Raw genomic sequence first — 18,278 nt, 5'->3', positions numbered from 1 at the left:
GTCGGCCGTCATGTTTCTCGGGATCGACATCGGCACATCCAGCGTCAAGGCGGTCCTGACCGACGCCGGCGGGAGCGATGGAGGCGGGGTCGGGGCCGGGACCGTCGCCGGCAGCGCATCCCGCCCCTGCACCGTCTCCCGTCTCCATCCGCAGTGGTCGGAGCAGGAGCCGGAGGACTGGGTCGCCGCCGCCATCGCCGCGGTGGACGAGCTGGCCGAACGGCAGCCGGCGGCGCTCGCCGCCGTGCTCGGCATCGGTTTCTCCGGCCAGATGCATGGCGCCGTCCTGCTGGGCCGCGACAACCAGGTGCTGCGCCCCGCCATCCTGTGGAACGACGGCCGATCCCACCGCCAATGCGCGACGCTGGAGGAAACCCTTCCGACGCTGCGGACCATCAGCGGCAACATCGCCATGCCCGGCTTCACCGCGCCCAAGCTGCTGTGGGTGGCGGAGGAGGAGCCGGAAGTCTTCGCCGCGCTGGCCAAGGTGCTGTTGCCCAAGGCTTACGTCCGCTGGCGCTTCACCGGCGCGATGGTGGAGGAGATGTCCGACGCCTCCGGCACGCTGTGGCTCGACGTGGCCCGGCGCGGCTGGTCGGACGAACTGCTGGCCGCCACCCGCATGACCCGCGCCCATATGCCGGAACTGGCCGAAGGCTCCGACGCCGTCGCCCGGCTGTCTCCCGATCTCGCCCGCCGCTGGGGCATGCGGGAACCTCCGGTGGTGGCCGGCGGGGCGGGGGATTGCGCCGCCAGCGCCGTCGGGCTCGGCGCCATCACGCCCGGCGACGGCTTCCTCAGCCTCGGCACCTCCGGCGTGCTGTGGCGGACGACAGACCGTTTCCTGCCCAATCCGGCGATGGCGGTCCATGCCTTCTGCCACGCGCTTCCCGGCGTCTGGCACCAGATGGGCGTCATGCTGTCCTCCGCCGCCTCGCTGGCCTGGGCGGCTTCCACCCTGGACGCGCCGGAGGCGGAGTTGCTGGCCCCGCTCGGCGACGCGGTGGACGGCCCCTCGCCGGTCGCCTTCCTGCCCTACCTGTCGGGCGAGCGCACCCCCCACAACGACGCCACGATCCGCGGCCTGTTCGCCGGCCTGTCGGCGGAAACCGGCCGCGACGCGCTGGTCCAGGCGGTGCTGGAGGGCGTCGCCTTCGCCGCCCGCGACAACCTCGTCGCGCTCGGCGAGGGAGCCGACGCCCCCACCTCGCTCGACCTTGCCGGCGGCGGCTCCCGCTCGCGGCTGTGGGCGCGCATCTGCGCCGACGTGCTGGGCGTCACCATCCACCGCATCGAGGATGGCGAGGTCGGTGCGGCGCTCGGCGCCGCCCATCTCGGCCGCATGGCCGCGACCGGGGAATCCCCCGCCGCCGTCTGCCGCAAGCCCCGCCGCCTGGAGTCCTTCACCCCCGATCCGGCCCGTGCCGAGGCGTACAGCCGGGCGTGGCTGCGCTGGCGCCGGCTCCACCCCCTTGCCAAGGAGTTCGCGACTTGAGCACCGCCTCATTCTTCGGCGACCTGTCCCCGGTGTCCTATCGCGGGCCGGACAGCCGCGACCCGCTGTCCTACCGCTGGTACGACAAGGACCGCGTCGTGCTGGGCAAGCGGATGGAGGACCATCTGCGGCTGGCCGCCTGCTACTGGCACAGCTTCTGCTGGCCGGGCGGCGACCCCTTCGGCGGCGAGACCTTCCTGCGCCCGTGGATGCGCCCCGGCCAGGATCCGATGCAGGCGGCGCGCGCCAAGGCCGACGTCGCCTTCGAGATGTTCCGCCTGCTCGACGTGCCCTTCTTCTGCTTCCACGACCTCGACGCCGCCCCGGAAGGCGCCACGCTGGCCGAAAGCGTCGGCAACCTGAAGGCCGTCACCGAGCTGTTCGCGGCCAAGATGGAGACCGCCAAGGTCCGGCTGCTGTGGGGCACGGCAAACCTGTTCTCCCACCGCCGCTACATGGCCGGCGCCGCGACCAACCCCGACCCCGACGTCTTCCTCTACGCCTGCGGGCAGGTGCGCGCGGCGCTGGAGGCCACCCATGCGCTGGGCGGCGCCAACTACGTCATGTGGGGCGGGCGCGAGGGGTATGAAACGCTGTTGAACACCGACCTGAAGCGCGAGCTGGACCAGATGGGCCGCTTCGTTTCGATGGTGGTGGAGCACAAGCACAGGATCGGCTTCGACGGCCCGATCCTGATCGAACCGAAGCCGCGCGAGCCGACCAAGCATCAGTACGACTTCGACGTCGCGACCGTCTACGGCTTCCTGGAGCGTTACGACCTGCTGGCCGACGTGCGGGTGAACATCGAGCAGAACCACGCCATCCTCGCCGGCCACAGCTTCCAGCACGAGGTGGCGCTGGCGCTGGCCTTGGGCATCTTCGGCTCGCTCGACATGAACCGCGGCGACGCGCTGCTCGGCTGGGACACCGACCAGTTCGCCAACGACATCGGCGAGCTGACCGTGGTCATGCACGACATCCTGAAGGGCGGCGGCTTCACCACCGGCGGCCTGAATTTCGACGCCAAGATCCGCCGCCAGTCGCTCGACCCGGAGGATCTGCTGCACGGCCACATCGGCGGCATCGACGCCTGCGCCCGCGCCCTGCTTCAGGCGGCGCGAATGCTGGAGGACGGCGCGCTGACCAAGCCGCTGGCCGACCGCTACGCCGGCTGGGACAGCGCGGAGGGCCGCGCCATCCTGTCCGGCGACCGCGACCTCGCCACGCTCGCCGACCGCGCACTGACCTCGGGCATCAACCCCCAGCCGCGCTCCGGCCGGCACGAATACCTGGAGAACATCGTCAACCGGTACGTCTGAACCCAGGGCATGCCACATGCCCTCTCCCGGGGCGGGAGAGGGAAATGACGCCCGCCCCGCCGCTTTCGTCCATCGACAAGGCCGCCGCCCCAGGACGGCCACACCGGGAGGAAACACGATGAAGCACCGCCTGACCGCCGCCTTTGCCGGCCTGTGCATCACGCTCACCGCCACCCTGGCCGCCACCACCGCACTCGCCGCCGGCACCACCGTCGGCGTGTCCTGGTCCAACTTCCAGGAGGAGCGCTGGAAGACCGACGAGGCGGCGATCAAGGCGGTGATCGAGAAGGCCGGCGGCAAATACCTGTCGGCCGACGCCCAATCCTCGCCGGCCAAGCAGCAGTCGGACATCGAATCGCTGATCTCCCGCGGCGCCCAGGCGCTGATCATCCTGGCGCAGGACAGCGACGCCATCCGCCCGGCAGTGGAGAAGGCCGCCGCCGAAGGCATCCCGATCGTCGGCTATGACCGGCTGATCGAAATCCCGTCGGCCTTCTACATCACCTTCGACAACAAGGAGGTCGGCCGCCTCCAGGCGCGCAGCGTCTTCGCGCAGAAGCCAAAGGGCAACTACGCCTTCATCAAGGGCAGCTCCACCGATCCCAACGCCGACTTCCTGTTCGCCGGCCAGATGGAGGTGCTGAAGGCCGCCATCGACCGCGGCGACGTGCAGAATGTCGGCGAGGCCTACACCGACAAGTGGCTGCCCGCCATCGCCCAGCAGAACATGGAGCAGATCCTGACCAAGACCGGCAACAGGGTCGACGCCGTGGTCGCCTCCAACGACGGCACGGCGGGCGGCGCGGTGGCGGCGCTGGCGGCGCAGGGCCTGGCCGGAAGCGTGCCGGTGTCGGGCCAGGACGGCGACAAGGCGGCGCTGAACCGCATCGCGCTCGGCACCCAGACGGTGTCGGTGTGGAAGGACGCGCGCGAGCTTGGCCGCCGCGCCGCCGAAATCGCCATCGAGCTTGCCGACGGCAAGAAGATGACCGAGATCGCCGGCGCCACCACCTTCGACGGCGGCCCGAAGAAGCAGAAGATGACCTCCCTGTTCCTGACCCCGGTCGCCATCACCAAGGACAACCTCGACCTCGTGGTCGATGCCGGCTGGGTCGGCAAGGACGTGGTCTGCCAGGGCGTCAAGCCCGGCAGCGTCAAGGTCTGCAACTGATGGCGGATCCCTCCACCACCCTGTCCCCGGCGGCGCCTTCGGACGCGCCGGCCGGGCGGCGGGCCGGCATCGGCGACGCCCTGCGCGCGCTGGAGATGGACACCCGCATGGTCGGGATGATCGGGGCGCTGGCCGTCGTCTGGATCGGCTTCGACATCCTGACCGGCGGCGCCTTCCTGACCCCGCGCAACCTGTGGAACCTGTCGGTGCAGACCGCCTCCATCGCCGTGATGGCGACGGGCATGGTGCTGGTCATCGTCACCCGCAACATCGACCTGTCGGTGGGCTCCATCCTGGGCTTCACCGGCATGGTGGTGGCCGTGCTCCAGGCCCGCATCCTGCCGGAGATCTGGGGCTTCGACCATCCGCTGACCTGGGTGGTGGCGGTGATGGCGGCGATCGCCGTCGGCGGGGCGGTGGGGGCGATGCAGGGCGCCATCATCGCCTATCTCGGCGTGTCCTCCTTCATCGTCACGCTCGGTGGGCTGCTGGTCTGGCGCGGCGCCGCCTGGTGGGTGACGACCGGCCAGACGGTGGCGCCGATGGACGGGCTGTTCAAGCGGCTGGGCGGCGGGTTCGAGGGCGCCATCGGCGCCGGCCCCAGCTGGGCGGTCGGCATCGCCGCCATCCTGCTGTCGGTCGCGGCCATTATGGTGACGCGGCGGCGCAGGGCCGGCTTCGGCTTTCCCGTCCGGCCCTTGTGGGCGGAAGGGGTGGTGATCCTGCTGGTCGCCGCCGCCATCGTCGGCGCGGTGATGGTGGTCAACGCCTATCCGCTCCCCGCTCCAGTGGTGCGCCGGATGATGGAGGCGCAAGGGCTTTCCACCGACGGCACGCCCCCCTTCGTGGCGCACGGCTTCGCCATCCCGGTGCTGATCGCGCTGGCGGTGGGGGTGGGGGTGACCGTCCTGTCGCGGCGCACCCGCTTCGGCCGCTACGTCTTCGCCATCGGCGGCAACCCGGAGGCGGCGGAGCTGTCGGGCATCAACACCCGGCGGGTGCTGGTGATGGTCTTCGGGCTGATGGGGGCGCTGTGCGGCCTGTCCGCCTGCATCGCCGCCGCCCGGCTGAACGCCGCCACCAACGCCAACGGCACGCTGGACGAGCTGTACGTCATCGCCGCGGCGATCATCGGCGGCACCTCCATGGCCGGCGGCGTCGGCACCATCCTGGGCGCGATGCTGGGCGCGCTGGTGATGCAGTCGCTGCAGTCCGGCATGGTGCTGCTGGGGGTGGACGCGCCGATGCAGAACATCGTCGTCGGCATCGTGCTGGTCGCCGCGGTCTACATCGACACGCTCTATCGCAAGGGGTTGAAATGACCGCTCTCGCAATGGAATTCCGGGCGGCATTCCCGGCGGAGGAACCGCTGGTGGAGATGCGCGACGTCTCCATCGCCTTCGGCGGCATCAAGGCGGTGGACGGCGTCAGCATCGACCTCTATCCCGGCGAGGTCGTCGGGCTGCTCGGCCACAACGGGGCCGGCAAATCGACGCTGATCAAGATCCTGTCCGGCGCCTATGCCGCCGATCATGGCGAGATCCGGGTGAACGGCGAGCCGGTCCACATCGCCAGCCCGCGCGACGCCAAGCGCTGCGGCATCGAGACGATCTACCAGACCCTTGCCCTGGCCGACAATGTCGACGCCGCCGCCAACATCTTCCTCGGCCGGGAGAAGCTGACCCCCTGGGGCACGCTGGACGACCATGCGATGGAGGCGGAGGCGCGCAAGGTGATGGGCCGCCTGAACCCGCATTTCCGCCGCTTCAAGGAGCCGGTGAAGGCACTGTCCGGCGGGCAGCGCCAGTCGGTCGCCATCGCCCGCGCCATCCATTTCGACGCCCGCGTCCTGATCATGGACGAGCCGACCGCCGCGCTCGGTCCCGCCGAAACCCAGCAGGTTGGGGAACTGGTGAAGCAGCTGAAGCAGGAGGGGATCGGCATCTTCCTGATCTCCCACGACATCCACGACGTGTTCGATCTGGCCGACCGCATCCATGTGATGAAGAACGGCAGGCTGGTCGGCACCGCCCGCGTCGCCGACGTGACGAAGGACGAGGTGCTGGGCATGATCATCCTCGGCAAATGCCCGCCGGGCGCCGTTCCCGGACCGGGGGCCGCCGGCTGACGGGTCAGCGCGCGGTCTCGCCGCGCGGTACCGGCGACGACACCAGCGTGGCGGGCTGGGGTTCCCTCATGGCCGTCCTGCCGCTTGCTTCCCGGTGAAGCCACTGCTCGGCGGGCTCGAAGCGGGTCCAACCGGGCAGGTCGGCGGCCAGATTGACCTCCTTCCATTTCGGATGGCGCGGCGGCTTCAGGAACTCGTCGAACTTGCCGAAGAAGGCGTCGACGAAGCGGGCGACCTTGCGGTGCCGCTCCAGGTCGCGTTCCCAGCCATAGACGGCCATGACCGCGCCGACGGCGACGGTGTCGACCTGTTCGCCGGGCTTGATCAGCCCCTCATAGTCGGCGCTGGTCAGCCGCGAGGGCAGATAGGTGTCGAGCAGGGCGGCACTCATCGGGATCGACAGGAAATGCAGGCCGTCGCCGGCCTTCAGGTCGCGGAACAGGCGGGTCGGCTTGCCGGCGACATAGGCCATGGCCGCAATCTCGCCCCGCCGCAGCTTCTCCAGCGCCAGGGACTGGTCGTTGTCCTGCGGCTCCACCTTGATGCCCAGCATGTCGAAGACCAGCGACGCCGTCATGTGCGTGCCGCTTCCCTGCACGTCGAAGTTCACCTTGCGGCCGGCCAGATCCTCGATGCGCGTCACGTCGGGGGCGGCCAGGATGTGCATTTCCTCGTTGTAGAGCTTGGTGATGTATTTGACGCGCCGGTCCAGGTTGGGCAGAAGCCTTTCCCGCTTGGCATAGGCCAGCACATCGGACTGGACGATGCCGATGTCGATCCCCTTCAGCAGAACGATGTCCTTGAGGTTCTGCACCGATCCCTTGCCCAGCATCGGCAGGACGCGCAGGGCGTCGCCGTCGTCGAGCACGGCGGCCAGATCGGCGGCGATGCGCACATAGGTTCCCTCGACCCCGCCCGACACGATGCCGACGGTCCCGCTGTTGGCGCCGACGCCGCGCGGATCGGCCGCGGATGCCGGAGAGACGGCGCCCGCGAACAGGCACGCTCCCAGAAGAAGAACGCGGACGATCGATGCCTTCATGATGGCTCCCTCCCTGGTTCCCGACAGCTTGCTACCTGGATTTGCCGGCGACCCAGACTGTCAGCTTCTGCAGTTGCTGTTCCGCGTCGCCGCTGCCGGCGGCCATCGCCCGGCGGTACCAGACCGCCGCCTGTTCGGGATCGGATGGAAGCCCGCGGACCCGCAGCCGTTCATGCACCAGCGGATCGTGGGTCCGGCCGAGCGCAAGGGCCGCCGCCGCACTGCCGGTCTCGGCGACCATTTCGTAATAGAGCCGAGCGCCCGCCAGATCGCCCTGCGCGAACAGGTCGTCGCCCCGCTTCATCAGCGTCGTCTCCGCAACGGCGGAGGGAAGCCGCGCCGGGCGCTGCGCCGCCTCCTCCTGTGGCTGCGCCCGCTCCGGGGCCGGCGGCGGGGCGGCAGCCGGCGGAGGAACCGCCAGGGCGACCGTGGCGGCGGGCGCCGCGGCCTCCGGCTCCGGCTCCGGCTCCGGCAGGGGAGGGGGCGCCTCGGCCGGCTGAACGGCGACCGGAATTTCGGCGGGCGGCATTTCGACTTCCGGTGTTTCGGCCGGCGGCGTTTCAGCGGACGGCGGGATGGCGGCGATGACCGGGGCTTCCGGCACGGCTTCCGGCGCCGCCACCGGGGCAGGAGCAGCGGGAAGCGCCATGACGGCCGCCTCATCCGGCTGTTCCGGTTCCCGTGCCGGCGCCGCTTCGGGTGCCGGCTCCGCGACGGGTTCGGGCGCGGGCGCGGCGGCGTCGCTTGCGGACGGTTCCGGCGCGGCCTGCGGGGCCGGCCGGCCGGATTCCGCCGGGTCCGTCTCGGCCCTGTCGCCAAGCGCCGCGGTCTCGATGCTCCGCGACGAGCCGTCCTGGGCGGATGGTGGAGTGCCTTCGGTATCCGGCACGGCGGCGCTGTCGGCCGCGGCGGTCTCCGTGGCCGTCACCAGGATCGGTATCGTCAAATCCCGGGCCTGCCGGGCGATCACGCCGCCGCCGTGATCGGTCACCGCGGTGAGCTGCAGCGTCACACTGCCCGCCGTCTCGGGCGGCAGGGTCATGGAGAGGCCGGGCAACTCCTCCAGCCGCACCCGCCATGTGTCGTCGGCGATCTTGTCGCCGTTCGACAGGGCGGTGCCGGGCGGCAGGTTGTCGATCAGCACATAGGTGATCGCCTCATGCTGCGGGTTCGGCTGCCCGTAGGGGGAGGTGACGGCGATGGACAGCAGGATCGGCTGTCCCGGAATGCCGCTGGAGGCCTGTGCCGCGATGAAGGGGATCAGCCGCCAATCCGTCTCCGCTTCGTTTTCCTTCTGGATCACCACCGTCCGGGTCGGTGCCGCATCCGCCTGCGGCATGGGAGCGGCTGCCCTCTCCCGCGTGCCGAGCCAGGCTTCCAGCGTGGTGTCGGCCGGTCCCTCCACCGCGCCGGTCCGCAGAAGGCAGCAGTCGGTGCCGATGTCCCAAACGGCGCCATCGTGACCGAACCGGGCGGACACGTCGAAAGGTTGAAGCGGGAGTGCCAGGACACCCAATACGGCAAAGCAGGGCCGGACGCCGCCTGTGACGGGAAGTAAAGAGCGAGCGCTTTCCCATCCGCTTCCGCGTCGGAGAACATAGGCACGATGCAGAAATCCGCGCAGTGAACCGGACTGCGTTTCTCGCATGGCGGCATCCCCCCTGACACGATCCCCTTGGACCCGCCCCGTGGACCAGATTTGACGACAGGACGCATTCCGGGACTTTTGAAAGACATGCAGCGTTGATTCCCGCCGCGAGTTGTCCAGATTATTATTATCGAACGACAGACCGCGATCTTTTTATTCTATGAAGTAACGGAATAAAAACAACCATCCCGTAGATGTCACTTTCCGCTTTGCGGCAGATGGCGGATTACTTCGTAATATTCGGATCGGCTTCGGAAGGAGAAGCATCGGCGCTGGCGGCCGGCCCCCTTGCCGGAACGGGGTGCCGCCAGCGGCCGGTCAGTGGCTTCCGATCAGCCTATCCTCAGCGGATCCGGGCCGGGTTTCCCATCACCGTGGCCTCGGCCGGAACGTCGCGCGTCACCACGCTGCCGGCGCCGATGATGGCATGGTCGCCGATGGTGACGCCGGGCAGGATCAGCGCGCCGCCGCCGATCCAGACATTGCGGCCGATATGGATGGGCCGCCCGAACTCCAGCCCGGCCTCCCTGGCGGCGAAGTCGCGCGGATGGTCGGCGGTCAGGATCTGGACCCCCGGCCCGATTTGCGTCTTGTCGCCGATGCTCACCGCCACGACGTCCAGGATGACGCAGTTGAAGTTGAGGAAGACGCCGGCACCCAGGCTGATGTTGTAGCCGTAGTCGCAATGGAAGGGCGGGCGGATGACGGCCCCGTCGCCCACCGCGGCGAAGCGTTCCAGCAGCAGTTGCCGCCTTTCGCCGGGCGGCAGGTCGCGTGGGGCATTGTAGCGGACCATCCATTCTCTGGCGGCAGCCTGGTCGGCCTGGATCTCCGGGGCCGAGGCGTCATAGAGATCGCCGGCCAGCATCTTTTCCTTTTCGCTGCGTCCATCGGACGTCTGCATCGCTCATCCTCCGCATCGTTCGCTTGTCCGGCGGCAATTTCCGACGATCGTCCGCCATGGGCGCCCGATTAGAGCAGATGTCGAGAAGCGATGCGCCGACGCTTGAGGATGGGTCAGCCCTCGCCCTGGCCGGAGCCTGCGCTCAGCAGGGTGCCGCGGCGGCGGCGCACCTCGACGCTCTGGCCCGGGCTGATGGGCAGGAACTCCTTCGGGCGCTCGTCGCTGCCGGCGATGGCGCGATAGGTGGCAGCGTTCGCCACCTGCACGTCGTTGCCGCGGCGAACCTGATCCAGGAACTTGCGGCTCGGCATCATGATGTATTCGATGTCGTTGATGCGCCGCCCGTCCTTCGACACCGTCTTCTCCACCCGGTCGAGGATGCCCTCGTCGACAAGGGAGTCCACGGCGGAGGTCACGGTGCGCAACGTGTCGCGCCGCCGGCTCCACTCGTTCATGCCGCTGTTGTTGATGATGTCGTCGGCCGACAGGGTCATCGGCGGCACGCCATGCACCCCGTCGGACAGGTGGGCCAGATCGAGGTCGCCATATTCGATCGACAGCCGGTTGTAGAGCCAGCGCGCCACCGGGCTCTTCAGCCGCATGATCCACTGGTAGGAGATCGGCTTGAATTCCAGGTTGCGGATGGCCGAGGCGACCAGCGCGTTGAACTCCAGATAGGTGTCGTTCTCGTCATCCTCGCCGCCCTCGCCGGTGCGCGGGCGGATGTAGAGCGTCGGGAAGACCGAGGATTCCAGCACCGGACGTGCCGACTTGCGGCCGCTCTCCGGCACCTTGCTGATGATCATGCGCGTGCGCGCCAGGATCTCCAGCGCCTCGCGGATTTCCGCCGTGTCCATGGTGCGGTTGACCGCGCGCAGCTCCCGCCGGATCTCGTAAAGCGAGAAATGGACGCGCACCCGGTCCTGCTTGTCGCCCATCAGCGACAGGCGCGAGCGGTCCATGGCGAGGCGGCGGACCACCTGCTCGACGATCTGCTCGCGCTCGGACGGGAACACCTCATACTCGACCATCCGCTTGTCGGCCGGATCCTCGCCGGGGCCGGGCTTGGCCGGGCGGTAGATGCGGGCGGGCTGCAGCGTCAGCGTGAACAGGGCGTCCTTGAAGGGAAACTCCTTGTGGACCGACTGGACGAACGCGTTGGCGGCCGGAAGCTCCGGCTCCGTCCCCCGGCCCTTCGACACGAAGACGAATCGCGGCGCCGTGTCGTAAAGCGCGATCATATGGGACTGACTGCGGTCCTCCATCTCGAACAGAGTCAGCTGGACCGCGTTCGCCTTGCTCATGGCTCATCCCTCCTCGCCAAAGGCCACGATAGGAGCTGCGGTCGGAGGGAGGCAACCGGCTGCGCGGAGTCCGCCTGCAGAGCTGTGTCCCGTTTGGCCGCGCTTGTGTAGGAAATGCCCGCAGCTGTGTCCCTTTTGCCCGCGCTTCGGCCGCGGGCCGCCGATCGGAGCCGCTGCGCGGGCATCGGATGGGCCGGATCCGTGCGAATCGCGCGGCGGTCCGGCGAAACGCGAGCAAATGGGACAGAGACTCGGACGCGCGGCCTCCCTCCCTGCGGCCACGAAGCGCGAGCAAATGGGACAGCCCCGGCGCCGGAATCCTGCCAAACGCGAACATTCGGGACACAGAAAATGCCGTGATGCGGCCGGCCGGACCATGAAACGCGGGCAAATGGGACATATCAGGCCAGCGGGACCGGCCTGCGGCCGTCTCCCACGAAACAGTCCGCGCTCCGGACCGCAGAGCATGGCCTCAAACCGCGGGCAAGTGGGACAGCGCGCGGCGGCGCGGATGGCGCCGCTCTCCGGCAAAGCGCGGGCAAACGGGATCGAATCCGATTCGCAAGCCAAACGCGGCCAAAGGGGACACATCCGCGACCGAGGAGGACACAGGCGCGGGCCGATGGGACACAATCGCGGGTGAAGGGGACACAACCGAATCGGTCCCATTTGCCCGCGATTCGACGGCTGCCGCAGCCGGCGGAATCCTTCGCGCAAGTTCGCCGGCCCCATCCATGCCGGCCCCAAGGCCTCGCGGAGTTTTCCCCATGCCCACACCGACACAATCCGCAACAGCGGCAAATCCCCCCGACACCAGACGATGGGGACGGATTCCCGCCTGGTGGCTGGACCATCCCGGCCTGGACGCCGACGGCTTCGCCGTTCTGGCGGCGCTCGCCACCTTCGCCGACGAGGACGGCCTGTGCTGGCCGTCGCAATCGACATTGGCCGCCAAGCTGAAGCGGTCGCGCCCCACCATCAACCGTATCATCCAGGGCCTGAGCGACATCGGTCTGGTCGGGGTCGAGCATCGTCGCGGCCGCGACGGCGCCCGCCTGTCCTGCCTCTACCGCCTGCGATTCACCCCGGCCTATGCCGAGGACAGTGCCGCAGAAGATTCCCACCGGGACTCCCGGCAGGATTCCGCCGCCGCCCGCCCTGTCCGGCCCGCCGACAGGGATGACTCGGACATGCACATCCCCTGTCCGCCTGCGAGTCAGGAACAGGTCCATTCCAAACAGATTCCGGACTCGCACGCTTCGGGCGGGCATGGTCAGGCGCGGACGGTTCCCGAAGACTGGATGCCGACCGCCGACGATCTCGCCTGGGCCAAGGCGCGTCACGCCGAGATCGACCTCGGCCGCCATGTCGAAGGCTTCATCCTGCGCTGCCGGGCCCACGGCTACCGCTACCGCGACGTCTCGTCCGCCTGGCGCGCCTGGCTGGCCCAGGATGCCGCGGCGGGCAAGGCCCCGGTCGTCCGCGACCGCCCATCCGCGACGGCGAACGCCGTAACCAACCGTCCGCCCCCTGCGGCCGAACAGCGCCTGGGCGCCTGGGCCGCCGCCGCCGCGGAGCTGCGCCAGCGCACAGTCACCCCCTCCTGGTCGTAAAAGGGGAAAGCGATGAAAGCCCCCAGGACAAGCGCCACCATCACCGCCCTGCCACGCAACCCGTCCCCGCTGGCCCCATCCTCGGCCGTCCCGACCTCACTGGCCGCTGCCTTCGATCCGGCGCTGCCTGCGCCCAACCGGCAGGCCCGGCTGACCGCCGCGCTGCCGCCCGTGATTCGGCAGCTTCTGGCCCAGGGCCGAACCGACCGCCGCCCGCGCTTCGGCGAGGACGGATTCGACGGCATGATCGAGCTGTGGTCGCCGCCCGACGGCGTTACCGCCGCCCAGGCCTCGCTCGCCCGCCGGAGCCTTGAGGAGCTGTACGCCACCGTGCTGGTCCCGGCCGACAGCGACCATCTTCTCGGCCGCGTCCTCACCCTGCTCAGCCATTTCCCGGCCAAGGGTCTGTCGCCCGAGGTGGAACGGATGATGGCGCTCGACTGGGCCGAGGATCTGGGCGAATACCCGGCCTGGGTCATCGATGCCGCCGCCCGCAACTGGCGCCGCAGCCGGAAATGGCGCCCCTCCATCGCCGAGATGCGCGCCCTGTGCGAGGAGCTGTGCGCCCCCGAACGCGCGCTGGCCGGCCGGCTGGGGGCGCTCGCCGCAGCCGCCCCGTGCGACGCCCGCGGCTTGGGCCTGCAGGCGGTCGCGACCGGGGCGCTGCGCCGGATGGGCGGGGCGGGGTGAGGAGGGCCGGTCCCGGCGATGGACGGTGGGTGTCGGCGGTCCATATCAAGTGGCCCCTCCGCTTCACGTTGCCGACCGATGCCCGACAGCTCTCCGATCCCGTCCTCCGCCACCCCCGCTTCGGCTGGTGCTGCCAGTATGTGCCGCCCGATGGCGACGCCGGACTTGCCAAGCGCATGAATCCCGGCACCGTCACCATCGCGACGCTGACCAGGCTGGGCCCCGCCCGCGCCGAGGAAAAGCTGACGGAGGTGCTGCGCCGCAACCTGCTGGCCCTGCAGCTGCAGCTGGACGAGGTCGCCCGGCATCCGGCCTACCGCCGCCTGCTGCGCGTCAACAGCGGGCTGCTGCCGGCCTACACCCACGAGGTCGGACGGCCGCTCTATCGCCAGCCGGGCATCCGGGCGCTGGTGCGGAGCGGGCTGGAGCATGCCGGCCGCAAGGCGAGGGAGGCGGGCATCCGCATCGGCCTGCACCCGGACCAGTACTGCGTCCTCAACAGCGCCACCCCGTCCACCCTCGAAAACGCGGTGGCGGAGCTGGAATACCATGCCGACATCCTGCGGATGATGGGGCTGGCCGGCTGTTGGCACCCGCAGGGCGCGCATGTCAACATCCATGGCGGCGGGCGCGGGGAGGGGATCGCCGGCTTCCGCCGCGGCCTCGCCCTGCTGTCGGAGGATGCCCGCAACCTGCTGACCGTCGAGAACGACGAGATGTCCTTCGGCCTGGACGACCTGCTGCCGCTGGCCGACGCCGTGCCGATCGTTCTCGACCTCCACCATCACTGGGTCCACACGCGGGGGGAGTATCTGCGCCCCGACGATCGGCGGATCGCCGCCGTCACCGGCTCCTGGCGCGGGGTGCGCCCGGTCGCCCATATCAGCGTGTCGCGCGAGGATCTGCTAGCGGACTGGCCGGCCGACAGCCTGCCGGACTATACGGCGCTGGCGGCGCGCGGGCTGACCACGAAGGATTTGCGCGCCCATTCGCAGCGCATGTGGAACCGCGCCGTAAACCGACTGGTGGCCGATCACCTGTCCTGGGCCGATTTCGAAGTGGAGGCCAAAGCCAAGAATCTCGCGGTCGACGATCTGGAGCTGGATGCCCTCTGCAGCGGGGCGGTGGCCCCTTCGCCGGATCTGGAGCCTTGACCGATGGTTGTACTCAACTACTCTGTTGGCAAGGACGGGTAAGGATCGACATTAATTTAAGAGGGTTTGGACGTGGCCGACGACCTCCGGGACGAAACCCTGGACGCGCTTTCGCAGCTGCAGGCGATGCTGGATACCGTGCCGGACGGGATCGTCATCATCGACGACCGGGGTCGGATCAAGACCTTCAACCCCGCCTGCGAGCAGTTGTTCGGCTGGACCGCGGCCGAGGTGATCGGCAGCAACGTCAAGATGCTGATGCCGCCGCCCTATCGCGAGGAGCATGACGGCTACCTGGAGCGCTACCGCCGGACGGGAGAGCGCCGCATCATCGGGATCGGCCGCGAGGTGACCGGCCTGCGCAAGGACGGCTCCTGCTTCCCCATGGATCTGTCGATCGGCGAGGCGAGCCAGGACGGCGCCCCCGTCTATATCGGCATCATCCGCGACCTGACCGCGGCCAAGCAGGCGGAGACGGCGCTGCGCGAGCGCGAGGCGCGGCTGACCTCCATCCTGCAAACCGTGCCGGAAGCCATCATCGTCATCGACGAGGCCGGGTTGATCGAATCCTTCAGTCCGGCCGCCGAACGGCTGTTCGGCTACACGGCTGCCGACGTCCTCGGCCGCAACATCAGCATGCTGATGCCCTCGCCCTACCGCGAGCAGCATGACGGCTATCTGGAGCGCTACGGGCGGACGGGGGAGCGCCGCATCATCGGCATCGGCCGCATCGTCTCCGGCCAGCGGAGCGACGGCTCGGTCTTCCCGATGGAACTGGCGGTGGGGGAGGTCCTGCTCGCCGGCCGGCGCTGCTTCACCGGCTTCGTCCGCGACCTGACCGAGCGGCAGGCCACCGAACGGCGCCTGCAGGAACTCCAGTCGGAACTGCTGCATGTCAGCCGGGTCAGCGCCATGGGGCAGATGGCCTCGACGCTGGCGCATGAGCTGAATCAGCCGCTGACCGCCGTCATCAACTACGCCAAGGCCGCCAAGCGGCTGATGGAGCGGCCGGAAGCCGTGTCCAAGGCGATGGACATGGTGGACAAGGCGAGCGCCCAGGCCACCCGCGCCGGCCAGATCATCCGCCACCTGCGCAGCTTCATCGAGAAGGGCCAGACCCACCGCACCGTCGAGCCGCTCAACAAGGTGGTGGAGGAGGCGAGCGCGCTCGCCCTGGTCGGCGCCAAGGACCGCGAACTGCATGTGCGCTTCGACTTCGACGCCGACGATCCGCTGGTCCTCATCGACAAGGTGCAGGTCCAGCAGGTGATCCTCAACCTCGTCCGCAACGCGATCGAGTCGATGGCGCAGGGAACCCCGGCGGGCGGGCGGCGCGTGCTGACCGTCCACACCGGAGCGGAGCCGGGCGAGCCCGCCTTCCGCCGCGTCGCCGTCAGCGACAGCGGCCCCGGCGTGCCGGAGACGGTGCGCGCCCAACTGTTCCAGCCTTTCGTCACCACCAAGAGCAACGGCATGGGGCTCGGCCTGTCGATCTGCCGCTCGATCATCGAGGCCCATGGCGGGCGCCTGTGGCTGGAGCCGCCGGGACCGCCGCCCTCGGCGGGCGCCTGCTTCTCCTTCACCGTTCCGCTGTCCGCACCGGACGCCGCACCGGAGGCCGGCGATGCCAGCTGACACCATGCCCCAGACCGGATCGGACATCGCCTCCGACCTCACCGTCTTCATCGTGGACGACGACGACGCGATCCGCGATTCCCTGGAGGTTCTGCTGGACTGCGCCGGCTTCCGGGCGGAGAGCTTCTCCACCCCGCTCGCCTTCCTGGAGTCCGGCGCGCCGTCGCGCCCCGGCTGCCTGCTGGTCGACGTGCGGATGCCGCAGATGAGCGGCCTGGACCTGCAGGAGCGGCTGGCCAGCGGCGGCCATGCCATGCCGGTGGTGGTGATGACCGGCCATGGCGACGTTCCGCTCGCCGTGCGCGCCATGAAGGCGGGGGCGGTCGATTTCGTCGAGAAGCCGTTCGAGGAGGAGGCGCTGCTCGCCGCCGTGCGCTCCGCCCTGGCCCTGGCCCGCGCGGCGGAATGCCGGACGGCCGCCGCCGCCCAGCCGGCCGCGGCCCCGGAACAGCCGGCCCCCGCGCCCGCCGCCTCCGCACCGCCGGAGGTCATGGACCGCCTCGCCGCGCTGACGCCGCGGGAAATGGACGTCCTGCGCTGGCTGGTGGCCGGCAAGTCGAACAAGATCATCGCCTTCGAACTGTCGATCAGCCCGCGCACCGTGGAGATCCACCGCGCCCGCGTGATGGAGAAGATGCGGGCCGACAGCCTGCCGGCCCTGGTGCGCATGGCGATCGCCGCGGGCGTGGTCCCCGGCGGCATGTGATCTGCATCAAAAACATGCCGCATACGCAATCGTCCTTATATCGGCGTCCTGCGCGGCCTTTTATCTTCCATGACGCGCCGCACCGTCGGCGTCGTCTTGTCTGTATGGAAGTTCGGAGGCCGTCATGGATCATTTGGGCAACGGGCCGGGCGGAATGCCGGGTGCCGGAATCGTCCACATCGTCGACGACGACGAGCCGGTCCGCGACTCCCTGAAAGCGCTGCTGGAAGCCTTCTCCTTCGACGTGCGGGACTTCTCGTCCTGCCGCGAGTTTCTCGACCGCTACGACGGCAACCCGCAGGGCTGCCTGGTTCTCGACCTGCACATGCCGGTGATGAGCGGACTGGAATTCCTGGAGCGCCACCGCGGCGATCTGCATGGAATGCCGGTGATCATGGTGTCCGGCCGCGGCGACCCCGCGACCTTCGCCCGTGCCCGCGAGGCCGGCGTCATCGCCGTGCTGGAGAAGCCGTTCGACGAGGGCCAGTTGATCGACATGCTGAACGGGCTGATGTCCTCGCCGGCCGCCGCCTGACCCCGTATGGTCCGTTACGTACGTAGACTTACGTACGCAAACTTCCTTAGGTACATCACCGAACTGCACAGAGTGGCATCGGGTGGGTAGTTTCGGGTCATCAGATGCACCCCGGAACGGCCGGAGCGCACCGCACCGCAAAGGTCGAGGCCACCATGTCCACGCACGCCGCCATTGCCGCCCACGCGAACCGCGCCGTTCCTGGTTATCTGGTCTCCGCCCTGGCGATGACGCCGAATGCCGCCATCGGCGCCGGTGTGGACGCCGCCATCCAGCCGCGCAACCCCGTCGATCCGCTGGCCGGCCTCGGCCACTCCAAGGTCTACGAGCGCGAAGCCACGGTGTTCAGCGAAGGCGATGCGGCCGGCTCGGTGTTCCGGGTGATCAGCGGCATGGTCCGCCTCTACAAGATGCTGCCCGACGGCCGGCGCCAGATCATCGGCTTCCTGCAGGCCGGCGACATGATGGGGCTGGCCTTCGCCGCCCAGTATCTCTACACCGCCGAAACCGTCACGGCGACCACGATCCAGCGCATTCCGCGGCTGGAGCTGGACGCCATGATGGACGCGCAGCCGGCCTTCGCCCGCAAGCTGCTGTCGGCCACCACGTCGGAGCTGATGGCGGCGCAGGACCAGATGGTTCTGCTGGGCCGCAAGACCGCCGTCGAAAAGGTCGCCACCTTCCTGATGCGCCTCAGCGACCGCAAGGGCGGCGAGCGCGCCATCGACCTGCCGATGGGCCGCAGCGACATCGCCGACCATCTGGGCCTGACCACCGAAACGGTGTCGCGCACCATGACCAAGCTGAAGTCGACCCGCCTGATCCGCATCCTCGTCGGCGGCAAGCTGGAACTGCTGGACCGCGAAGCCCTGGCCGACCTCGCCGGTGGCTTCTGATCCTCACCGGCCTATCTTCAAAAGCATCGAAAGAACCG

At 69.4% G+C, this 18,278-nt stretch carries 16 protein-coding genes; 12 read left to right on the top strand and 4 right to left on the bottom strand.

Annotated elements, in window-relative coordinates; genetic code table 11:
* Positions 1 to 10: 10 nt before the first annotated feature.
* From xylB to DM194_RS21295, 5 genes are all read left to right on the top strand, one after another.
* Complete coding sequence (gene xylB, locus DM194_RS21315) at positions 11 to 1,495, top strand: xylulokinase (protein ID WP_111069562.1); 1,485 nt, start codon at positions 11 to 13, stop codon at positions 1,493 to 1,495.
* Positions 1,492 to 2,814: a xylose isomerase gene (gene xylA, locus DM194_RS21310; protein ID WP_111069561.1), complete on the top strand. Its 1,323-nt coding sequence runs from the start codon at positions 1,492 to 1,494 to the stop codon at positions 2,812 to 2,814. The genes xylB and xylA overlap by 4 nt, the downstream gene beginning before the upstream one ends.
* A gap of 118 nt (positions 2,815 to 2,932) precedes the next feature.
* Complete coding sequence (gene xylF / locus DM194_RS21305) at positions 2,933 to 3,985, top strand: D-xylose ABC transporter substrate-binding protein (RefSeq protein ID WP_111069560.1); 1,053 nt, start codon at positions 2,933 to 2,935, stop codon at positions 3,983 to 3,985.
* Positions 3,985 to 5,307, top strand: coding sequence for a sugar ABC transporter permease (locus tag DM194_RS21300; protein ID WP_111069559.1), 1,323 nt, complete (start codon positions 3,985 to 3,987; stop codon positions 5,305 to 5,307). The genes xylF and DM194_RS21300 overlap by 1 nt, the downstream gene beginning before the upstream one ends.
* A complete protein-coding gene (locus DM194_RS21295; RefSeq protein ID WP_111069558.1) occupies positions 5,304 to 6,113 on the top strand; it encodes an ATP-binding cassette domain-containing protein in 810 nt (269 codons plus the stop codon). Before DM194_RS21300 ends, DM194_RS21295 begins: the two co-directional genes overlap by 4 nt.
* A 4-nt stretch (positions 6,114 to 6,117) precedes the next feature.
* Here DM194_RS21295 and DM194_RS21290 read toward each other — a convergent pair whose 3' ends face one another.
* The 4 genes from DM194_RS21290 to DM194_RS21275 all read right to left on the bottom strand — a co-directional run bounded on the left by DM194_RS21290 (position 6,118) and on the right by DM194_RS21275 (position 11,011).
* Complete coding sequence (locus tag DM194_RS21290; protein WP_111069557.1) at positions 6,118 to 7,155, bottom strand: TAXI family TRAP transporter solute-binding subunit; 1,038 nt, start codon at positions 7,153 to 7,155, stop codon at positions 6,118 to 6,120.
* A gap of 31 nt (positions 7,156 to 7,186) precedes the next feature.
* On the bottom strand, positions 7,187 to 8,635 hold the full coding sequence (locus DM194_RS21285) for a hypothetical protein (protein WP_111069556.1): 1,449 nt from the start codon (positions 8,633 to 8,635) through the stop codon (positions 7,187 to 7,189).
* 511 nt (positions 8,636 to 9,146) lie between these two features.
* Positions 9,147 to 9,707 (bottom strand): sugar O-acetyltransferase, encoded by a 561-nt coding sequence (locus tag DM194_RS21280; RefSeq protein WP_111069555.1) that lies wholly within the window; start codon positions 9,705 to 9,707, stop codon positions 9,147 to 9,149.
* 113 nt (positions 9,708 to 9,820) lie between these two features.
* Positions 9,821 to 11,011, bottom strand: a complete 1,191-nt coding sequence (locus DM194_RS21275) for a plasmid replication protein (protein ID WP_111069554.1) — start codon at positions 11,009 to 11,011, stop codon at positions 9,821 to 9,823.
* Between the two features lie 767 nt (positions 11,012 to 11,778).
* Here DM194_RS21275 and DM194_RS21270 point away from each other — a divergent pair.
* The 7 genes from DM194_RS21270 (at position 11,779) to DM194_RS21240 (ending at position 18,240) form a co-directional block, all read left to right on the top strand.
* Positions 11,779 to 12,624 (top strand): helix-turn-helix domain-containing protein, encoded by an 846-nt coding sequence (locus DM194_RS21270; protein WP_111069553.1) that lies wholly within the window; start codon positions 11,779 to 11,781, stop codon positions 12,622 to 12,624.
* Between the two features lie 12 nt (positions 12,625 to 12,636).
* Complete coding sequence (locus DM194_RS21265) at positions 12,637 to 13,314, top strand: hypothetical protein (RefSeq protein ID WP_111069552.1); 678 nt, start codon at positions 12,637 to 12,639, stop codon at positions 13,312 to 13,314.
* A gap of 68 nt (positions 13,315 to 13,382) precedes the next feature.
* Positions 13,383 to 14,468, top strand: a complete 1,086-nt coding sequence (locus DM194_RS21260; RefSeq protein WP_425457317.1) for an apurinic/apyrimidinic endonuclease family protein — start codon at positions 13,383 to 13,385, stop codon at positions 14,466 to 14,468.
* Positions 14,469 to 14,534: 66 nt separating this feature from the next.
* Positions 14,535 to 16,103, top strand: a complete 1,569-nt coding sequence (locus tag DM194_RS21255; protein ID WP_111069551.1) for a PAS domain-containing sensor histidine kinase — start codon at positions 14,535 to 14,537, stop codon at positions 16,101 to 16,103.
* Positions 16,093 to 16,809: a response regulator transcription factor gene (locus DM194_RS21250; RefSeq protein WP_176581477.1), complete on the top strand. Its 717-nt coding sequence runs from the start codon at positions 16,093 to 16,095 to the stop codon at positions 16,807 to 16,809. The genes DM194_RS21255 and DM194_RS21250 overlap by 11 nt, the downstream gene beginning before the upstream one ends.
* A 124-nt stretch (positions 16,810 to 16,933) precedes the next feature.
* Positions 16,934 to 17,344 carry a response regulator transcription factor gene (locus DM194_RS21245; RefSeq protein WP_111069550.1) on the top strand — a complete coding sequence of 137 codons (411 nt, stop codon included), beginning with the start codon at positions 16,934 to 16,936 and terminating at the stop codon, positions 17,342 to 17,344.
* Positions 17,345 to 17,499: 155 nt separating this feature from the next.
* A complete protein-coding gene (locus DM194_RS21240; RefSeq protein ID WP_111069748.1) occupies positions 17,500 to 18,240 on the top strand; it encodes a helix-turn-helix domain-containing protein in 741 nt (246 codons plus the stop codon).
* Positions 18,241 to 18,278 lie beyond the last annotated feature (38 nt).

This window comes from Azospirillum ramasamyi, from assembly GCF_003233655.1.
Lineage (GTDB): Bacteria > Pseudomonadota > Alphaproteobacteria > Azospirillales > Azospirillaceae > Azospirillum > Azospirillum ramasamyi.
This window is presented reverse-complemented; position numbering and strand designations above follow the sequence as displayed.